Source organism: Paenibacillus sp. GSMTC-2017, assembly GCF_016019935.1.
In the GTDB taxonomy this organism is placed as follows: Bacteria; Bacillota; Bacilli; order Paenibacillales; family Paenibacillaceae; genus Pristimantibacillus.
Genome location: NZ_JAECMT010000003.1, coordinates 800,036 through 819,298 on the forward strand (window position 1 = coordinate 800,036; position 19,263 = coordinate 819,298).

The following is a 19,263-nucleotide window of genomic DNA, read 5'->3' on the forward strand; positions in this document are numbered from 1 at the left end:
GCGGAGCTGACTTCTCATGAAAGGTTCCAAAAACCGTAGAGTGCTGCCGGGGTTTGGATTGTCGCTAGGATTTACATTGTTTTATTTAAGTTTGATTATCCTTATCCCGCTTGCAGCAATATTTTTCAAAACATTTGAACTTACATGGGCGGAGTTCTGGAGTGCGATAACAAACCCAAGGGTTCTGGCTTCTTATCGGGTTAGCTTCAGTACTGCGCTATGGGCGGGATTAATTAATGCCGTATTTGGTTTGCTAGTGGCTTGGGTGCTCGTAAGGTATAAGTTTCCAGGGAAAAAGATAATCGATAGCCTGGTTGATATACCGTTTGCACTTCCTACAGCAGTAGCTGGGATCGCATTAACGACGATCTATGCCAAATCTGGATGGGTTGGCTCGCTTATTGAGCCACTCGGAATAAAGGTTGCATATACGCAATTCGGTATTACGATTGCGCTAGTATTTATCGGCTTACCTTTCGTTGTACGAACGGTACAACCGGTCCTTCAAGATATGGCGAAGGAAACGGAAGAAGCCGCTGCTATGCTCGGATCATACCGATTGCGTACGTTCCGAAAAGTGATATTGCCAGAGCTAATGCCAGCGCTTCTAACCGGCTTCGCTCTAGCTTTCGCGAGAGGAATAGGAGAATATGGCTCAGTTGTATTTATTTCCGGCAACATGCCACTTAAGACTGAGATCGCACCGCTGCTTATTATGACGAAGCTGGAACAATATGATTATGCGGGAGCGACAGCTATCGCGTCCGTCATGCTAATAGTATCGTTCCTCATGTTGTTAATTATCAATTTACTGCAATGGCGAATGAATCGTCGAACGATTGCGGATTGATAAGGGCAGATCAATAGGCACAGATCTCTAGTTAAAGGAGGAGAATAATATGGCCGGAGCCATAACTGTATTTGCACAAAAGGAAGATGGAAAACGACCAAAACACAACACAGAGCCGTTATTTGTCCAATGGCTACTCATTGGGATCGCCTTATTATTTTTGGGGCTGGTCGTATTAATGCCACTTGCCTCAGTATTCGTAGAAGCTTTCCGAAAAGGTGCCGCGGTTTACTTTAAAGCATTGTCGGAGCCCGATGCTTTATCTGCTCTAAAGCTAACGCTTATCGTTGCTTTGATTGCTGTTCCGGTAAATACCATATTCGGAATTGCAGCAGCATGGGCGATCAGCAAGTTTAGCTTCAAAGGTAAAAATTTACTCATTACACTAATTGATCTGCCTTTCGCGGTTTCACCAGTTATTGCTGGACTCATTTATGTTCTATTATTCGGAGCACAAGGGTTCCTAGGTCCATGGCTAGACGATCAAGGTATCCAAATCATATTCGCATTACCGGGAATTGTACTCGCTACAATTTTCGTTACAGTACCATTTGTTGCTAGGGAGCTTATTCCACTTATGCAAGCGCAAGGTGTACAGGAGGAAGAAGCAGCAGCGAGCCTTGGTGCACGCGGCTGGTCAATCTTCTGGCGAGTTACCCTTCCTAATATTAAGTGGGGACTGTTATACGGCATCATACTGAGCAATGCTCGCGCAATGGGTGAGTTCGGGGCTGTATCGGTCGTATCGGGGCATATTCGAGGACAAACGAATACATTACCGCTCCATGTTGAAATTGTATATAACGAATATCAATTTTCCGCTGCATTTGCGGTTGCATCATTGCTCGTTATGTTAGCCGTCGTTACGTTAATTGTAAAAGCGGTTGTAGAGTGGAAATCTGCTGCGCATCATACAGGCACAAATTAATTCCAACTTATTTTAGTATAATGGAGGAGATTTATATGGCGAAGCCATTAGAAGTGGATGTAGTGTGGCAGGATCGAATCCTGAATCAAGTGAGCGGATTGCAATATGGGCAAGTTATTATTACCGTACATGATGGTCGCATCGTTCAAATTGATCGTACCGAAAGAACTCGTTATGACGCACCAGCGGCACAGAAGCAAACGCCAAAAGAAGCTGCCAAACCATCTGGAGCACGTGACAAAGGGCAACAATCGGCGGAAGGTGAGTCGCTTAGAGCTGTTCAATAGCACTTCTAATAGAAATTAAAAAAAGCTTCGAACTTAAACGGCATGTTGCCGAAAGTTCGGAGCTTTTTTCTCTTTACTAAGAGATAACGAATTTCACGATTACCGCCACTGTAAATACGACAGTCATGAAGCCAAGCATACCGCCAAATCCGAACATAACATCCATCAAATCATGACGGGGTTCTTCGTTATAATGTTCGCGCGGATCTCTAACGTTTTCCATCGTTGACGTCTCCCTTCAAAGTTTGCACGTGCAAACTTTTCGTCATAAGCATACGCCTAAGACCTAGTACTTTCAATAGTATACCCAAACTTCAGAACAATTGTAAAGAATCTATCAGTGACAATTATGAGGCAAGGTGGGCGATGAGTATGCTAAAATGTGAACAGGAGCGTTATGTATTCGGAGGGGAATCGATATGGACCACATAGATAGCATGGACCCGAAGGATCATGCAGCAATTAAGGAGTCAATTCGTAATAAGTTAGCCCTATTACCAGATAAATCGGGTTGTTACTTGATGAAAAATAGTGAAGGCGTCATTATTTATGTCGGTAAGGCAAAGGTACTGAAAAACCGTGTAAGATCGTATTTTATTGGTAGCCACAATGCTAAGACGCAAAAGCTCGTTTCGGAAATCGTTGATTTTGAGTTTATTGTAACGTCTAGCAATATGGAAGCACTTATTTTGGAGTGTAATCTGATTAAGCAGCATCATCCTCGTTATAATGTATTGCTTAAGGATGACAAGTCCTTTCCTTATATTAAAATTACGAATGAAGCACACCCGAAACTAGAAGTAACAAGAAGAATCGTGAAAGATAAAGGGAAATATTTCGGCCCTTATCCCAATGCCTATGCCGCGCAGCAGACAAAAAAGCTGCTAGATCGTTTGTATCCACTGCGCAAATGTAAGTCGCTGCCGGACAAGGTATGTCTGTATTATCATCTAGGGCAATGTATTGCGCCATGTGAATTTGAAATAGAAAAACAAACCTATAGTACGATGATTAATGAGATTACACGTTTCTTAAACGGTGGTGAAGATGTCGTCAAGGCTGAATTGGAACGTAAGATGGGAGAGGCAGCAGAAGCTTTAGAATTTGAGCGGGCTAAAGAATATAGAGATCAGCTTATTGCAATCGATGCCGTAATGGAGAAGCAGAAGATTACGATGTCGGATGCGATGGATCGGGATATATTCGGTTACGCCGTGGACAAAGGCTGGATGTGCGTTCAAATTCTTTATATGAGGAAAGGAAAGTTAATCGAGCGTCACGGTACAACATTCCCTTATTACGGGGAAGAGTTCGATGATTTCATGACCTTCGTTACGCAATACTACAGTGATAATCCTGCATTACCGAAACAGATTTTGTTACCTCGTCCTCTTGAGCCAAATGACGAACAGGAAGAGGAAGTGATAGCCTCATTGAATAGCTGGCTCAAAGTAAAGGTGCTTATGCCACAAAGGGGCCGCAAAAACGAAGTTGTTAGTATGGCACAAGAAAATGCAAAAGTGATGTTGGATGAGAAGTTCCGACTAATTGAGCGTGATGAGGAGCGGAGCGTCAAGGCATCGCAATCACTTGCCGGATGGATTGGATTAGATAAAGTTCGTCGTATTGAGGCGTTCGACAACTCCAATATACAAGGAACGAACCCCGTTTCCGCGATGGTCGTGTTTACAGACGGCAAACCAGATCGGAAAGAGTACCGTAAGTACAAAGTAAAAACAGTTGTTGGGCCTGATGATTACGAAACGATGAGAGAGGTTATCCGCAGACGGTATGAGCGGGTGCTAAAAGACGGTTTGCCACAACCTGATCTAATCGTCGTTGACGGAGGCAAGGGACAGATTACAGCTGCTCTAGATGTGTTAGAAAACGAATTAGGGTTGTATATACCTGTATGCGGTCTTGTAAAAGATGCAAAACATAAAACCGCACAGTTAATGATGGGTGATCCTGCAGAGATCGTACCACTACCTCGGGATAGTCAGGAGTTTTATTTACTGCAAAGAATTCAAGATGAAGTCCATCGCTTCGCGATTACCTTCCACCGTGAGCAACGAGCCAAATCAATGGTTGAATCCAGATTGGATTCTATACCAGGAATCGGCGATAAGAGGCGTAAGGCGATGTTGAAACATTTTGGATCGCTCAAAAAAATAAAAGAGGCCTCAGTCGAAGACTTCAGGCCCCTCTCAATTGGCGAAAAACTCGCCGGAGAAATTATTGCTGCTCTAAGGGATGAACCGTCGTAATCGGCGGTTTCGTTCCTTTTTTGTTGCTCCAAATCTTAAGTATCAGAGCGATTAATGCTGGTAGCAGTATAAAGAAGATAGCCGATACAATATCGATGGAAGATCCGACCATAAACATCGAAATTCCTACAGTTATACTGTTGAAAATTGCATGAGTAAACATAGCCGAGATAAACCCATATCTAACGAATATGAAGCTGAAGATTAGACCGATAATCATGAGCTCAATCAATCTTGTCGTTGATGGGTAGATGGGATAAGTTACATGCCCTAACGCCCAGAACAATGTGGGGAAGATTGCTGCTGCGAATGTATGTCGGAACCATTTCCGGAATAATCCAATTCCAAAAAAACGGAACACTGCTTCTTCCATAATCGCTGCTGCCCAAGCTAATACAGGCATTAGCCATAGCATACTCATATTATAAGGAGACATTGTCACATCGGTTGAACTCCAAGTACCAATTAGTAATTCAAGTGCCCAGAAGATGATCGACTGTAGTCCAAGTAATATGAGGGCAAACAGATAAGATAGCCCCATACTGCGCCATACGTAATTCCCATATCCCTGATCTCGCAGTCTAGGCCACAGATTACGACCTTGGGCTTTCCACAATCCATCACCTGCAACGATTGAAAAATAGACTGATGCAGCGAGAGGAATAGTTAAAATAACGGAAATAATTCCCATAAATGCAATCATACCATCTGCAGTAGGTTCTTCACCTTGTAAAGCGATAATACCATCCATCACACCTAAATTCATAATCAGATAACAGATGAAGAAAAAGATGGTCAAAATAATGCCGTATTTAAATGATGTATGTTTACGGTACAAGATGGAATAGATTATCGCCAAAATGCCGAGGACGAAGCTCATAAATACATACCCTACACCAGTAAGCCAGTCACCTAACTTATCTTGGCCTTTTACATACGATTTATAATCGTCAGGTGCGACAAAAACAGGTTTGTATTTCGAAATGATATTTTGTCCATTTATAGAAACGGCTTCGGTCGATAATTGTAGCTTGGATTCACCAATTACATAATTGGCTGGTAAGAAGGTTACTCCTCCATCAGAATCAAACGTACCTGAATCTAGTTCATCCTCTTTAAATTGTTCGCCAATTAAAAAGCGGTGAATTGTTTCAAGCTGCTCCTCATTGCTTAAGTATTGCTCTGAATGAAGAATGAAATTCCAGCCAGTAATTCGTTCGTTGTACATATGTAAATAAACGAATCCATTGCCCTCATTATTTCCAAATTCAATGTTCACTTGGAAAGTATCAGCAGGAAATTGGCTGTCATAGTTTTTTTCATACTTTTCATGTAACGTTTCTTTAGCTAAATATCCATTTAGAAGCTTATCAGACTGATGTACCACTTTTGCAGAAATGACCTCTAAACCAGTTTGCTCTTTAGCGAAGTCGATTGCGTGCTGTTCTGCCACAGCTTTATCAATGACTTTCCCGCCGTATTCGTGTTTGTTCATTGATAAAACGGAAGGAACTATTTCCATTAAAATATAAATAACTGTAAAAATTATTGCTGCCAAAATAAACTTTTTCCATTCATGCTGTTTAATTTGATCTAGCATAGTTCACCTCTATTTGTTAAGTTTTACAAACCCTCCACTACCTTATCACAAAGGTGTCTATTTTATCCATTATAGTCGCTTTAATAAAGTAACACATCTCTCGATAGGATTTGGAAGATCAATTATGGCAATAATTATATCAAGTAAATTTTGCTGCAATTTCATTAATACATTGGCGAATGGCTGGACTTAATGCGGTTGGATCAACATGTATTAAGGAAGTTGTCCGTTTTGCATTCTCTAGTTCATGTATCGGTACAACGATAAGATCGTTATCTTGCAGCAACTGCTCGCGCATATATGATTTTGGTAGCAATGTACCTGCACGACAGGTGTGCAATAGCCTAAGGATCGCTTCAAAGGAGTCGATTTCCATTCGAACATCTGGTGATATTTTGTACGAGTCGAACAGCTCGTCAGTCATTATTCGATACCAAGTGCCTTTGGAAAATAGTATCATTGGCAAACCGTTTAAATCTTCAATATGAAGAGATCCTTTTTCCGTAACAACATGATTACGTGGTAATACAAGGAGCAGATGATCATCGAACAAAGGAATGCATCTGAGTGAAGAATCTTCGATGCTAGAGGCGACGATCCCGAAATCTACTTTATGTTCTCTTACATATGAAATGATTTCATGCGTCTTGCCAGTTACAGCTTTAATATCGTATTCGGGATGTGTGGATGTTAATGATTGAATAAGGTCTGGTAGAGTTGTTTGTAATGTAGTCAAACTGGCACCAATGGTAAGCGATGTGCGACCAGATGCGGTGAATTCGGCTACAGTTCCCATATATTCTCGATGTAATTGCCGTAGTTCAAGCGCATATTCGTATGTAAGCTGCCCAATTCGAGTGAGTTCCAGCCTTTTTCCGACACGTCTAAACAATTCGACACCAATTTCTCCTTCGAGCTTAGCAATCTTTCGAGATAACGCAGGTTGGGACAAGTTAAGTAGGGCGGATGCTTTGTTCATACTGGATTGTTCTACGATTACTGTGAAGACATCAAGCTCATCGTACATGGTGTTTGAATACTCCCTTATGTCGTTTTGTTATAAGAAATTATAAACAATAAGCAATTCCATTATAAGCTGAAAAAGAGTAGGATGGAAGTGTGGCAAAAATGTGTCGACTATTGTTGACGGGGGTAAAGTATAGCGTTACAATGTTGAATGGTTTGTTTACTACACAATGGGCATTTCAGTCTTGAAAGGAGAAGGAAAAATGAAAGGAAATTCGTATTTCTCGCGCAAATTGCACTCGCTTCTCGGAATTATTCCACTCGGCGGGTTCATTGTTGTGCATGGATTAGCGAACTATCAAGCTTTCGAGCGTGGACCTGAGGGGTTTGAAAAGGGTGTCAAGCTCATCAACAGCATGCCGCTAATACCACTTCTTGAAGTCTTCTTGATTTTCCTCCCGCTATTGTTTCACGGTATTTATGGCTTATACGTAGCCTACCAGTCGAACTCTAATACGGGCCGTTTTCAGTATGGTCGCAACTGGGCTTTTACAGCTCAACGCGTCACAGGTGTAATAACTTTTGTATTCGTTTTCTGGCATGTATACCAGACAAGGTTGCAGGTGTACTTAGGTAACATCACTCATGAAGAACTTGGTTCAACGATGCATCATATTGCTAGCAGTCCTGTTATGTTTACGCTTTATGTAATAGGTGTACTAGCAGCTGTATTCCATTTCAGTAATGGTCTATGGGCATTTCTAATTAGCTGGGGTATTACGATTGGACCGAAAGCACAACGTATTTCATCATTTATTTGTATGGGCGTGTTTGTGGTTGTGTCTGCCCTATTTATTCTTTCTCTTATTGCGTTCAGTGGCGACGAGTTCAAAGAAGCTGCAAATGCTGCACTAGCATGGACGAACATCGGATAGTTTTGAAGACAAGGAGCGAAGCGTAATGGCAAAAAATAAAATTATCGTAGTCGGCGGCGGACTTGCCGGATTGATGGCGACTATTAAAGCAGCGGAAGCCGGCGTACACGTCGACTTGTTCTCCCTTGTACCGGTTAAGCGCTCTCACTCCGTATGCGCACAGGGCGGAATTAACGGTGCGGTAAATACGAAGGGTGAAGGAGATTCACCTTGGGAGCACTTTGATGACACGGTTTACGGTGGAGACTTCTTAGCCAATCAACCTCCAGTTAAAGCAATGTGCGACGCAGCACCAGGTATTATCCATTTGATGGACCGCATGGGTGTTATGTTTAGCCGTACATCTGAAGGATTACTAGATTTCCGTCGTTTCGGCGGTACTAAATATCACCGTACTGCATTTGCGGGAGCAACAACAGGCCAGCAATTGCTATATGCACTTGATGAGCAAGTTCGTCGTTGGGAAGCAGCTGGGCTTGTAAATAAGTTCGAGCATTGGGAATTCCTCGGCGCTGTATTAGACGATGATGGCGTATGTCGAGGCATATCGGCACAAGATTTACGTTCGATGGAAGTGATTACAGTTCGTGCAGATGCAGTTATTTTGGCATCGGGCGGTCCTGGTATCATTTTCGGTAAAACAACAAACTCGGTTATTAATACAGGTACTGCCGCAAGTGCGGTATATCAACAAGGTGTTAACTACGCTAACGGCGAGTTCATCCAGATTCACCCGACTGCTATTCCAGGAGATGACAAGCTTCGTCTAATGTCGGAATCAGCCCGCGGAGAAGGCGGTCGTGTATGGACATACAAGGACGGTAAACCTTGGTATTTCCTTGAGGAAAAATATCCGGCGTATGGAAACCTTGTACCTCGTGATATCGCGACTCGTGAAATTTTCCATGTGTGCGTTGATGAGAAGTTAGGCATTAATGGCGAGAACATGGTATATCTCGATTTGTCTCATAAGGATCCGAAGGAGCTTGATGTTAAGCTTGGCGGAATTATCGAAATTTATGAGAAGTTTATGGGTGACGACCCACGGAAAATTCCAATGAAAATTTTCCCGGCGGTTCACTACTCCATGGGCGGCATGTGGGTTGACTACAACCAAATGACTAACGTTCCTGGTCTATTCGCAGCTGGTGAGTGTGAGTATCAATACCACGGTGCTAACCGTCTTGGTGCTAACTCCTTGTTATCCGCAATTTACGGCGGTATGGTTGCTGGACCAAAAGCGGTTGAATACATTAAAGGTCTTAAGAAGTCTGCTGAAGATATTTCGTCTTCTGTGTTCGATCGTGATACGAAGCGTCATACAGGCAAGTACAACAGTATCATAGGTATGAGTGGTACGGAAAATGCTTATGTGATTCATAAAGAGCTTGGCGAGTGGATGACTAACAACATGACGGTTGTTCGTTTCAACGATAAGCTTGAAGCAACTATCGGTAAGATCAAAGAATTGAAACAACGTTATAACAACATCAACATTAACGATACAGCACAGTGGAATAATGCAGGCGTTGCATTCACTCGTCAGCTATGGAATATGCTTGAGTTGTCCGAAGCGATGACACTTGGAGCATTGATGCGTAACGAGAGCCGTGGAGCGCATTACAAACCAGAATTCCCTGATCGTAATGATGATCAATTCATGAAATCGACGATTGCTTCATGGTCGCCAGAAGGTCCAAAAATTTCTTATGAAGATATAGATGTTAGTCTTATCGCACCTCGTAAGCGCGATTACTCTACTGATAAGAAGAAAGGAGATTAATCATGGCTGAATCGACTGTCGCTACCAAAACCGTTAAGTTTATTATCTCTCGTCAAGATTCACCGGAATCACAGTCTTACACGGAAGAGTTCGAAATTCCATACCGTCCTAATATGAACGTAATTAGCGGCTTGATGGAAATTCAGCGTAATCCTATGAAGGCTGATGGTAACAAAACTTCACCAGTATGTTGGGATTCCAACTGTTTGGAAGAAGTATGTGGTGCCTGCTCAATGGTCATCAACGGTAAGCCTCGTCAAGCTTGTAGTGCCTTGGTTGACAAGTTGGAACAGCCAATTAAGCTAGAGCCTATGCGTACATTCCCTGTCGTTCGTGACTTAGTCATTAATCGTGAGCGTATGTTCAATGCTTTGAAAAAAGTAAAAGCATGGATTCCAATTGACGGTACTTATGATCTTGGTCCAGGACCTCGTATGGCTGAGTCGAAGCGTCAATGGGCGTACGAGCTATCGAAGTGTATGACATGTGGTGTTTGTTTGGAATCATGTCCAAACGTGAATGATCGTAACAGCTTTATTGGTCCTGCGGCGATTTCACAAGTGCGCTTGTTCAATGCTCATCCAACGGGCGAGATGAATCAGGAGGAGCGTCTAGATGCTCTTATGACTGACGGCGGCATTGAAGGCTGTGGTAACTCTCAAAACTGCGTCCGCTCGTGTCCGAAGGGGATTCCGTTGACGACTTCTATCGCAGCAATGAACAAGGACACTACGAAGCATCTGTTCAAGAAATGGCTTGGTATTTAATAAATGTCCAATCGCAGTGTGGCTGCGATTGATTAAGTCTAGCACTCGATCGCAGAAGCGCGATTGGGTGTTGGACTTTTTTAAAGTATGATATTGATAATTATTATCAATCGTAATGGATTGGATGCTATTTGTCAATCACCTGTAAACAATTGGATTGCCGACCGTGAATCACTCGAAAAGCATTCATTTATTGCTAAGCAAAAGGTGTTTTAAGTTGAAGGTAGTTTCATAGAGAGCTACATTTTTGTTGCTAATGGGTTGTTCGAAGAGTACAATAACAGTACTTGATACATTATATGTAAGTTTTTCCTCTACATGTTCTTCAATAACCTACTCCGGAGATTCCTTATTACAATAATCCTTCTGGTTGATATTGGGCAAACAACTCAATTAATCCACAAACCATTCTGAGGCGCAACTTTGAATTTAACAGAAGCTGAAGCATTTGTTGTTATCCTAATTAAGGGGGTGATTAATAAAAGGCTAAATGCTGTTTTATTTATTTTGTAAGGGCTTACAAAAAATGAAGTGGAGGAATGAATGATGAAAAAAGTAGGGCTGGGTTTGATTGCTATTATTATGATGTTATCATTTGCAACATCTGCTTCTGCAGCGACACGAGAGTCAACCGGTACATTTACACATGCTGGTGGTACCATTTGGGTCGATTATTCTTTTTATGACTCACATGTACATGGATTTTTGAGCGTGTCTGTTTATCGTGTAACTTCTAGCGGTGATGTGTTTGTTGGTTGGTTTTCTAGAGAAGGTGGAAGACCTGGCCATGATATGCACAATGGTACAGGGTATGTTGCTTCTTCTCAACCAGCAGGTACGTATAAGTATGTAGCGACTGTACCAGATGCTTGGATGGGCCCAAGTTTGAGCTTCCACAATTAAATGGACCAAGCTGTTTAACTTTCTGTCATAATATTAGCGATTTGATACTAAATTTAGCAGTGTCTAAAACGTATAAAACGAATTGATATGGAGGAATGAAAAATGAAAAAGTTAGGTTTAAGTTTAATCGCACTTATTATGATGTTATCAATCGCAACATCCGCTTCTGCAACACCATATTATGGTCCCGATGGTCCATATGTTCCTCAAGTTGTAACGAATACTTATAATCTTGCAGGTGGGACAATTTTCCTCGATTATTCTGCTTTTCCTTTTCGACAGCACGGATTTCTGTATATAAAAGCCTATCGGGTTACGACTAGTGGCGATGTGCTAGTAGGTTCATTTGAACTTGAAGGAGGAAGACCAAATTGGCCTATCAGTCATAGTGGCACAGCAACAATAGCTGAGTCTCAGCCAGCAGGTACTTACAAGTTTGTGATAACTTTCCCGCCGCGTTGGATTTTAGCTAATCTGTATTTCCACAACTAAAATACTTAAATTTTTCAAAAAAGGGAGGATGAGTAATGAAAAAATTAGGGCTAAGTTTAATTGCACTTATTATGATGTTATCTTTTGCAACATCCGCTTCTGCAACTAATTATTATCATCAAACTCAGACTTTTGATCTTGCAGGTGGAAATATACTTTTTGAATACGCTGTTTATGACTCTCATATAGTCGGAACGCTATCTGTAGTTGTATATCGCGTAACTGCAAGTGGCGACGTACCAGTAGGTTCGTATTCAATTGATGGAGGACATCCATGGCAAGGTAGACATAAGGGCCAAGCATTATTAGCTACCTCTCAGCCAGCCGGTACGTACAAATTAGTATTGTCCATACCATCTGGTTGGATGGGAGGTTATATTTATATACACAATGGCAACAATCCGCCAAATTAATATACTTTCAAGTGAATGAACGTAAATCAAACAAACAAAAAACCGCCACTTGGCGGTTTTTTTGTATGGAGACTAGCAACTAGTCATCCACTTTTCTCCCCAGCTTTGGATAGACTCAATGACAGGTTTAAGATCTCTTCCTTTTGGAGTTAACTCGTATTCGATTCGAACGGGCATTTCTGGATATACTTGACGATTGACGATACCAATCGTCTCCAGCTCCTTCATTCGATCAGTCAACATTTTATCGCTCATTTCAGGAATTTGTTCTTTAATATCTTTAAATCGCTTCGGACCTCCAAGCAAGACCCGAATAATTCGTCCCGTCCACTTTTTCCCTAACAGATCAGCCGCAGCTTCATACCTTGGGCACATTGTCGAATAATCCAACCGAATCACCCCGCTTTTTGTAATTCTATTGTAGCATACGAACAAACTAAAAGTAAGTGCATATAGGTATTCCTGCACAATTGCATATTACAATCGAATTACAATTAAGCCCGCCAGCATAAACAGGTATGCGGCCCCTTGCACAAGGTTTAACCGCTCCTTAAAAAGTAAAATGGAACCAATTGCTACAATGAGACTATTCGTAGCGAAGATGGGTGCTACAAGGTTCGCTTGACCTATGGCGAGAGCAATTGCGTAAAGTTGAAGACCACCGTAAGAAAACAAACCTGCGGCGAGTCCTAACTTAATCCCGATTCGTTTTGACTTTGCTGTAACGACTTCTTTAGTAGGGATAAAAAACCACAACATAGAAAGCGTGTACGCAACAAATAAGATTGGCGCGCTAGGCAAACTAAGCTCATCCGTTACTTTTAGTCCACCATTACGGAGAGCGAACATAACAATGGCAAGTGCAACTAATATAAACCAGCGTTTCTCAGCAATCGTAAGTGGCTCTTTTTGCCTGTATGCAATAAGTATGACTGCGATTAAAAGAAGTGAAATACCAATTGTCTGTATGAGACTGATCGGCTCTTTATACCACCAGATCGACATCATAACAACAAGTACAATATTCATATTTGTTAGGGGTGAAGTTAAGCTTGCTGGGCCATATTGCAATGCTTTCATAAATAGTGAATTACCCCAAGCAGAGCCTATGCCGATTATTACTCCAGCGACCCAAATACGAATATCCAAAACGAAAGCAAAGCTGCCTTCAATGATTGAATGGATACAAAATCCAAGCGCTCCAGAAGCGTAAAGTGCGAGTAATAACATTCGGGTAGAGCCGCCCTGCATTTGTGATACTTTCATCCACCAGCCTGCTAGTCCAAATATAAGTGCGCTTGCTAAAGCAGTTATTAACCACATTGATGTCCACATCCCTACATTTGTTACACAATTGAAATGATATTGTTACTCCATTTTCACATGAAAGGGATATTATAATAAGCAAGACCCCCTTTTAATATAACTCTTGGGACCTGCCACGTGCGGGTCCACTTTTTTTGCCCTTAACAACCAATATCGTCACAAGTAACTTATTCCACACATAAAGAGAGGAGGAACGTTAAGTTCCCCCTCGATAACATCTACTTACAACAATACAGCTACTTGAACTCGGTTACGATAAAAGACCCACTGTGTGAACCCGATTTCTTTTAGACGCTTAGCAACAAGCTCTAGTTCGTCTCCTACACGACTTGGTTTATGTGCATCGGAGCCAAAGGTCACTTGAACACCGAAGTGGAGAGCACGTTCTAATATATCGTCAGACGGATACCATCCGCCAACAGCTTTTGTACTGCCTGATGTGTTGATCTCAATCGATACGTTACACGCTGCAATTGTCTGTAGAGCATCATCGATGGAATCATGGGCAGGTATATCAGAGAATGCGGGATAATAACCTTTCATTGCATCGATATGTCCTAATATATCGTACATTCCGCTACGAGCAGATTGTTTAATCAGGTCATAGTAGCTCTTTTTTTCATCGACATGCTGCGACTCATCTAACTTGCCCCAACGTTTTCGATTGAAGATGCTCACTCCGCCAACCTGATGTACAGATCCGATAATATAGTCAAAGGGAACTCCGGCAAAAGCGTCACGGTATGCTTGTACATGTACTGGGAAAAAGTCGGCTTCTACACCTAACAGTACTTCGATCTTTCCCGCATACTTTTCTTTTAATCGAAGCACTTCGTTTACATAATTTTCGAAATCGCTGCGAGCCATTGCTACCTTTGGAGACGGTTGATCCTCTTCATGATAGAAGTAGGGAGAGTGGTCAGAAATTCCGATTACGTGTAAGCCGGCATCCATACCTGCAATAATATAATCTTCAATATTTCCGTCGGCATGACCACATCTGAAATGATGGGTATGTAAATCAAACTTCAAAAGTATCACTCCTACTCACTGCTGATGAATTGATGCTCCGGCATGCCTCGTAAGTCACTTAGAAATTGCTGCATCGCCGTATTTAGATATCGTCCCGATCTATAAACGACACCGACAGGATGGCTTATTTCGAGCTCATGCACTTTAATGTTTTTGAGTGTCCCTAGCTTTAATTCCGTAGGGATAGATAGCTTGGAGACGATTGCTGCGCCAAGATCGATCTCGACCATTCGTTTAACCTCTTCACTGCTGGATAGTTCCATAACAATATTAGGTTGAATATTGTACTTACGGAAAATGCCATCAACAAAACGTCTACCCAAAGTGTCAGGAGCTAACATAATCATCGGTATGTCCCTTAGTTTGTCTACTGTCGTATGTTTTAAGTCACTCATAGGATGATCAGGGGACACTACAAGCTCAAATGTATCGTAATATAGAATAGATGAGGAAACGTTTGGATTTTTTTCTGTTAAATAAGTTATTCCGACGTCCACGGAACCGTTCTCAACACTTGTCATCACCTGAGAGGAAGGCATTGTATGAATTGTCGTTTTAATAAGTGGATATTGGTTCTGAAAGTATGATAATACCCTTGGTAAAATTTGAATAGCGATAGATGATGTCGTTCCAAGCAAAATATGTCCTTGCGGTGTATGATTCAAATCATCGAGCTTTTGTTTGAGTTCTTCTACAATAGTTAACATTCGTTCGGCGTGCTCCAGAAATACTTGACCGTGATCGGTTAACGTTACTGGCTGATTTCGATTAATGAGTACGGTCTTGAATTCGTCTTCAAGGCTCTTAATCTGTGCGGAAACGGCAGGTTGTGTCAAATTTAAAAGCTCACCGGCTTTTCTAAAACTCATCGTTTTGGAAATGGTGAGTAAGGTTTCCAGTTGGCTAATATTCATGTCCAGGTATTCCCCCTTTCAAAATAGCGAATGTTCACTGGTCATAACACCATTATAGCTAATATAGAAGCGCTCAGCAAAAAAAAGGAAAGGCAATTAGAGCCATTCCTTTTTGCGGAAGATGAAAAACATGCCACAACCTAAAAATACCATCAAAGCAAGTAAAATATAAGCACCAAAGCGATAATGCAGTCCTGGTATATCATCAAAGTTCATTCCGTAAATACCGGTGAGGAATGTTAGAGGCATGAATATAGTTGTTATTGCGGTAAACACACGCATGATTTCATTCGCTCGACTTGATAGGCTGGACTGATAGGCTTCTCGAAGGTTGCCCATTAGATCGCGGTACGTTTCGAATGATTCAGCAATTTTTAACGCATTTTCGTAAACATCGCTAAAATATTTTTGAAGTTGGTCGTCGATAAGTTTAAGTTCTTTTTTGTTGAGTGTAAAAACAAGCTCGCGCTGTGCACCGAGCATCTTCTTTACCCATAGAATTTCACTGCGCAAACCGATGATTTCGTTTAAGTGTGATTTTTTGGTGTGCATGAGAATATCGACTTCAAGTGTTTCGATTCGAGTATCGATTCGATCACCAACTAAGAAGTAGTTATCGACAACTAAATCGATTAAATAATATAGGAATTGATCAGGTCTGCTAACTTCCTGTTCCCATAGGATAGGTTTTAGGTAGCGTAGCTCATTGATCTTCTGTTTCGTTACTGTAATGATAAAGTGGCGACCCAAAAAAATGTTGAGCGCACGCAGGAAAATTTCTTCATCGTCGAATCGAATACTGTTAGCAACGATAAAATAATGATTTTCGTATATTTCAATTTTTGGACGTTGTTCTTCTTCATTTAAACAATCCTCAACAGCAAGATCGTGCATACCGAATAGAGGCTGAAGAATAACGAGGTCCTCGACATCTGCATCTATCCAATAGAAACCTTCGTTTGGAGCGATGAGTGCTTGTTCAACTTCATCAACTTGTGTAAATACACCGTGATTTACATGTCTTATTTTCATGAGCAGTTTCTCCTCTCTTATCATACAGGAGACTGCCTGTCAGAACTGAGCCTATTTAATGTTAATCAATTATTTCCGGGTTCATAACCACAATGAGAGTGTGGGAACACAGGAAGATAGCTGTTGCTCTTTGCTGACTGACAGCGGCCTTCTAGAGTCTGTTTCGGGCTTCGGTCGATCACCTTCCATGTCCTTCCTCACTCCTTTATTGTCGAATGAATGTCCGAATTCTTGTCTAGTATACTCCTGTGATGGCAGAACATTCAAGTATCAAATGGCTGTAAGTGTCTTTACTTATTCAGCATATGCAGTAAAGATCTTGACGGGAATAGAAGAATGCATTAAAGTAAAAATAATTGGAACAGCAACAATTGAATAGACTACTTTCTTATCAAGAGCAGGCGGAGGGACTAGCCCGATGAAGCCCGGCAACCGGCATAACTATGCACGGTGCTAATTCTTGCGGAAACATTTATGTTTCTGAGAGATGAGAGAGGCGGATGGCTTCTTTTCCGAGCAGACGACCTTTTCTCACGCAGAAAGGGTCTTTTTTATTGCCACCTTCCGAAGTGAGTTTTGTTTTATCAAACTTTATTTAGGAGTGATTAGAATGCCCATCAAAGTACCAGATCATTTACCAGCCAAAGAGATTTTAAGCAACGAGAACATTTTCGTCATGGATGAAAGTACAGCATATCATCAAGATATACGTCCACTTCGGATTGCAATCTTGAACTTGATGCCTACTAAGGAAACGACAGAGACGCAATTACTTCGCCTAATCGGTAATACGCCACTGCAAGTGGAAGTTGTTTTGCTTCATCCAAGAACGCACACATCAAAAAACACATCTTCCGAACATTTGGAATCTTTTTATAAAACGTTTGATGAAATATCACATGAATATTATGATGGTCTAGTTATTACAGGTGCGCCTGTGGAACACCTACCTTTCGAGGAAGTAAACTATTGGGAAGAGCTTCAAGAAATAATGAACTGGAGCAAAAAGTATGTAACATCGACATTCCATATATGTTGGGCCTCACAAGCAGGACTTTATCATCATTATGGTGTTCCGAAATATAATTTGGATAAAAAAGTGTTTGGCGTCTTTCCGCACACTGTAGTGAAACAGAATGTACAGCTTCTGAGAGGATTCGACGAAATGTTTTTTGTTCCTCAATCCCGTCACACTGAAGTAAAACGAGAGGACATTGAGCTTGTTGGAGATCTGGAAATATTGTCGGAGTCTGACGACTCTGGTATATATATTGTAGCTTCACGTGATGGAAGACAAATTTTCGTGACAGGTCATTCAGAATACGATCCTACCTCATTAAAATATGAATACGATCGTGATGTTGCTAAGGGCATGACAATTGATTTGCCGAAAAATTATTTCCCGGGAGATAACCCGGGGTGTATGCCTCTATCAACTTGGAGATCGCATGCGAATCTTCTGTTCTCCAATTGGTTGAATTATTATGTTTACCAGCAAACGCCATATGATCTCGGCGCGGGCATCTAATAATTGAAAAAGGGAGTTGCGACAAATCATGAAAATTGAAAGTCAACTGGCACAAATCGGCTCAATAAAAGAGCCTGTTACAGGAGCAGTCAGCTTTCCTGTATATCAGTCAACTGCATTCCGTCATCCTAAACTAGGTCAAAGTACAGGTTTTGATTATGCTCGTACGAAAAGTCCAACTAGAGCTGTACTAGAAGAGGCAGCCGCACAATTGGAAAGCGGTGATGCAGGATTTGCTTGCAGCTCTGGTATGGCAGCGCTTCAAACGGTACTCGCTTATTTCAGTCAGGGCGATCATCTTATCGTTTCTCTTGATTTATATGGAGGAACTTATCGTCTATTGGAACGGATTATGTCGAGGTTCGGTGTAACGGCTTCATATGTAGATACAAATGATATAGACGGTATGTCATTACTATTACAACCAAATACAAAAGCGGTTCTTATTGAAACACCTACGAACCCACTTATGATGATTACAGATTTGGAACGTGTATGTGGGTGGGCTAAATCTAAAGGATTACTTTCTATTGTAGATAACACGTTATTAACGCCTTTCCTGCAACGTCCAATCGAATTAGGTGCTGACATCGTTGTACATAGCGCTACTAAGTATTTAGGTGGCCATAATGATGTGCTTGCTGGATTAATTGTGACGAAGGGCGAGGAGCTGTCTCAGCAGATGGCAGTTCTGCATAATTCTATCGGGGCTGTACTTGGTCCTCAAGACTCATGGCTTCTTATGAGAGGGATGAAGACGCTTGCCCTTCGTATGGAACGTCATCAATTTAATGCAACAAAGCTAGCAGAATATTTGGATGAACATCCAGCTATAGAAGAAGTATATTACCCAGCACTACCCAAACATCAAGGACATGATATTCAAAATAAACAATCGTCCGGCAATACAGGGATCTTCTCTTTCCGTTTAAAGGATGCCCGTTATGTGGAACCAATTCTTCGTCATATTAAACTTATTGCTTTCGCTGAAAGCTTAGGTGGAGTGGAATCTCTTATGACGTACCCTGCAATGCAGACACACGCAGACATTCCAGAGGAAATTCGTAAAGCGATTGGTGTAGATGATCGTCTTCTTCGTTTCTCAGTGGGAATTGAACATATTGATGATCTGATCGCTGATCTTGGCAATGCACTGGAAGCAGCGAAGCAAGAGTTAGAGTAATGATATAAACTCGAATAATAGCGCGGTATGTTTCGGAAGAAACATACCGCTTTTTAT

General features: G+C 41.5%; 20 protein-coding genes and 1 riboswitch. Of the genes, 12 read left to right on the plus strand and 8 right to left on the minus strand.

All coding sequences use genetic code 11. The features are described 5' to 3' along the window. Positions 1-16 precede the first annotated feature (16 nt). The 3 genes from cysT to I6N90_RS15660 are packed head-to-tail and all read left to right on the plus strand — an operon-like array spanning position 17 to position 2,065. Positions 17-850, plus strand: coding sequence for a sulfate ABC transporter permease subunit CysT (gene cysT, locus I6N90_RS15650; protein WP_197936521.1), 834 nt, complete (start codon positions 17-19; stop codon positions 848-850). Positions 851-899: 49 nt separating this feature from the next. Next, complete coding sequence (cysW, locus tag I6N90_RS15655) at positions 900-1,778, plus strand: sulfate ABC transporter permease subunit CysW (RefSeq protein WP_197936522.1); 879 nt, start codon at positions 900-902, stop codon at positions 1,776-1,778. A gap of 35 nt (positions 1,779-1,813) precedes the next feature. Further along, on the plus strand, positions 1,814-2,065 hold the full coding sequence (locus tag I6N90_RS15660) for a YezD family protein (protein WP_197936523.1): 252 nt from the start codon (positions 1,814-1,816) through the stop codon (positions 2,063-2,065). 76 nt (positions 2,066-2,141) lie between these two features. Here I6N90_RS15660 and I6N90_RS15665 read toward each other — a convergent pair whose 3' ends face one another. After that, a complete protein-coding gene (locus I6N90_RS15665) occupies positions 2,142-2,288 on the minus strand; it encodes a YqzM family protein (RefSeq protein WP_197936524.1) in 147 nt (48 codons plus the stop codon). Between the two features lie 196 nt (positions 2,289-2,484). Between I6N90_RS15665 and uvrC the strand changes: the two genes are divergently transcribed. After that, positions 2,485-4,332: an excinuclease ABC subunit UvrC gene (uvrC, locus tag I6N90_RS15670; protein WP_232243015.1), complete on the plus strand. Its 1,848-nt coding sequence runs from the start codon at positions 2,485-2,487 to the stop codon at positions 4,330-4,332. On the opposite strand, the gene I6N90_RS15675 is transcribed toward uvrC, so the two are convergent. Further along, positions 4,301-5,932, minus strand: coding sequence for a CPBP family intramembrane glutamic endopeptidase (locus I6N90_RS15675; protein WP_197936525.1), 1,632 nt, complete (start codon positions 5,930-5,932; stop codon positions 4,301-4,303). The two genes, uvrC and I6N90_RS15675, sit on opposite strands and share 32 nt — an antisense overlap. Before the next feature lie 139 nt (positions 5,933-6,071). Further along, entirely contained in the window at positions 6,072-6,959 is an 888-nt protein-coding gene (locus I6N90_RS15680; protein WP_197936526.1) for a LysR family transcriptional regulator, read from the minus strand. A 202-nt stretch (positions 6,960-7,161) separates the two neighbouring features. Here I6N90_RS15680 and I6N90_RS15685 point away from each other — a divergent pair, with 202 nt between their 5' ends. The 6 genes from I6N90_RS15685 (at position 7,162) to I6N90_RS15710 (ending at position 12,191) form a co-directional block, all read left to right on the plus strand. After that, positions 7,162-7,833, plus strand: coding sequence for a succinate dehydrogenase cytochrome b558 subunit (locus I6N90_RS15685; protein WP_197936527.1), 672 nt, complete (start codon positions 7,162-7,164; stop codon positions 7,831-7,833). Between the two features lie 25 nt (positions 7,834-7,858). Then, positions 7,859-9,616: a succinate dehydrogenase flavoprotein subunit gene (gene sdhA, locus I6N90_RS15690; protein WP_197936528.1), complete on the plus strand. Its 1,758-nt coding sequence runs from the start codon at positions 7,859-7,861 to the stop codon at positions 9,614-9,616. 2 nt (positions 9,617-9,618) lie between these two features. Continuing rightward, positions 9,619-10,383, plus strand: coding sequence for a succinate dehydrogenase iron-sulfur subunit (gene sdhB, locus I6N90_RS15695; RefSeq protein ID WP_197936529.1), 765 nt, complete (start codon positions 9,619-9,621; stop codon positions 10,381-10,383). Between the two features lie 543 nt (positions 10,384-10,926). Further along, positions 10,927-11,286, plus strand: a complete 360-nt coding sequence (locus I6N90_RS15700) for a hypothetical protein (protein WP_232243016.1) — start codon at positions 10,927-10,929, stop codon at positions 11,284-11,286. A 102-nt stretch (positions 11,287-11,388) separates the two neighbouring features. After that, positions 11,389-11,778, plus strand: a complete 390-nt coding sequence (locus tag I6N90_RS15705; RefSeq protein ID WP_197936531.1) for a hypothetical protein — start codon at positions 11,389-11,391, stop codon at positions 11,776-11,778. Between the two features lie 35 nt (positions 11,779-11,813). Beyond that, positions 11,814-12,191, plus strand: coding sequence for a hypothetical protein (locus tag I6N90_RS15710; RefSeq protein WP_197936532.1), 378 nt, complete (start codon positions 11,814-11,816; stop codon positions 12,189-12,191). 72 nt (positions 12,192-12,263) lie between these two features. Here I6N90_RS15710 and I6N90_RS15715 read toward each other — a convergent pair whose 3' ends face one another. The 5 genes from I6N90_RS15715 to corA all read right to left on the minus strand — a co-directional run bounded on the left by I6N90_RS15715 (position 12,264) and on the right by corA (position 16,495). Beyond that, positions 12,264-12,581, minus strand: coding sequence for a winged helix-turn-helix transcriptional regulator (locus I6N90_RS15715; protein ID WP_269669511.1), 318 nt, complete (start codon positions 12,579-12,581; stop codon positions 12,264-12,266). Between the two features lie 87 nt (positions 12,582-12,668). Beyond that, positions 12,669-13,514 carry a DMT family transporter gene (locus I6N90_RS15720; protein WP_197936533.1) on the minus strand — a complete coding sequence of 282 codons (846 nt, stop codon included), beginning with the start codon at positions 13,512-13,514 and terminating at the stop codon, positions 12,669-12,671. Between the two features lie 225 nt (positions 13,515-13,739). After that, positions 13,740-14,549 carry a histidinol-phosphatase gene (locus I6N90_RS15725; protein ID WP_197936534.1) on the minus strand — a complete coding sequence of 270 codons (810 nt, stop codon included), beginning with the start codon at positions 14,547-14,549 and terminating at the stop codon, positions 13,740-13,742. An 11-nt stretch (positions 14,550-14,560) separates the two neighbouring features. Beyond that, a complete protein-coding gene (locus I6N90_RS15730) occupies positions 14,561-15,463 on the minus strand; it encodes a LysR family transcriptional regulator (protein ID WP_197936535.1) in 903 nt (300 codons plus the stop codon). Positions 15,464-15,559: 96 nt separating this feature from the next. Next, positions 15,560-16,495, minus strand: coding sequence for a magnesium/cobalt transporter CorA (gene corA, locus I6N90_RS15735; protein ID WP_197936536.1), 936 nt, complete (start codon positions 16,493-16,495; stop codon positions 15,560-15,562). 385 nt (positions 16,496-16,880) lie between these two features. Beyond that, a riboswitch (SAM riboswitch) is annotated at positions 16,881-16,989 on the plus strand. 116 nt (positions 16,990-17,105) lie between these two features. On the opposite strand from corA, the gene metA reads away from it, so the two are divergent. Then, complete coding sequence (gene metA, locus I6N90_RS15740; protein ID WP_197936537.1) at positions 17,106-18,023, plus strand: homoserine O-acetyltransferase MetA; 918 nt, start codon at positions 17,106-17,108, stop codon at positions 18,021-18,023. Between the two features lie 28 nt (positions 18,024-18,051). After that, positions 18,052-19,206: a PLP-dependent transferase gene (locus tag I6N90_RS15745; protein ID WP_197936538.1), complete on the plus strand. Its 1,155-nt coding sequence runs from the start codon at positions 18,052-18,054 to the stop codon at positions 19,204-19,206. Positions 19,207-19,263 lie beyond the last annotated feature (57 nt).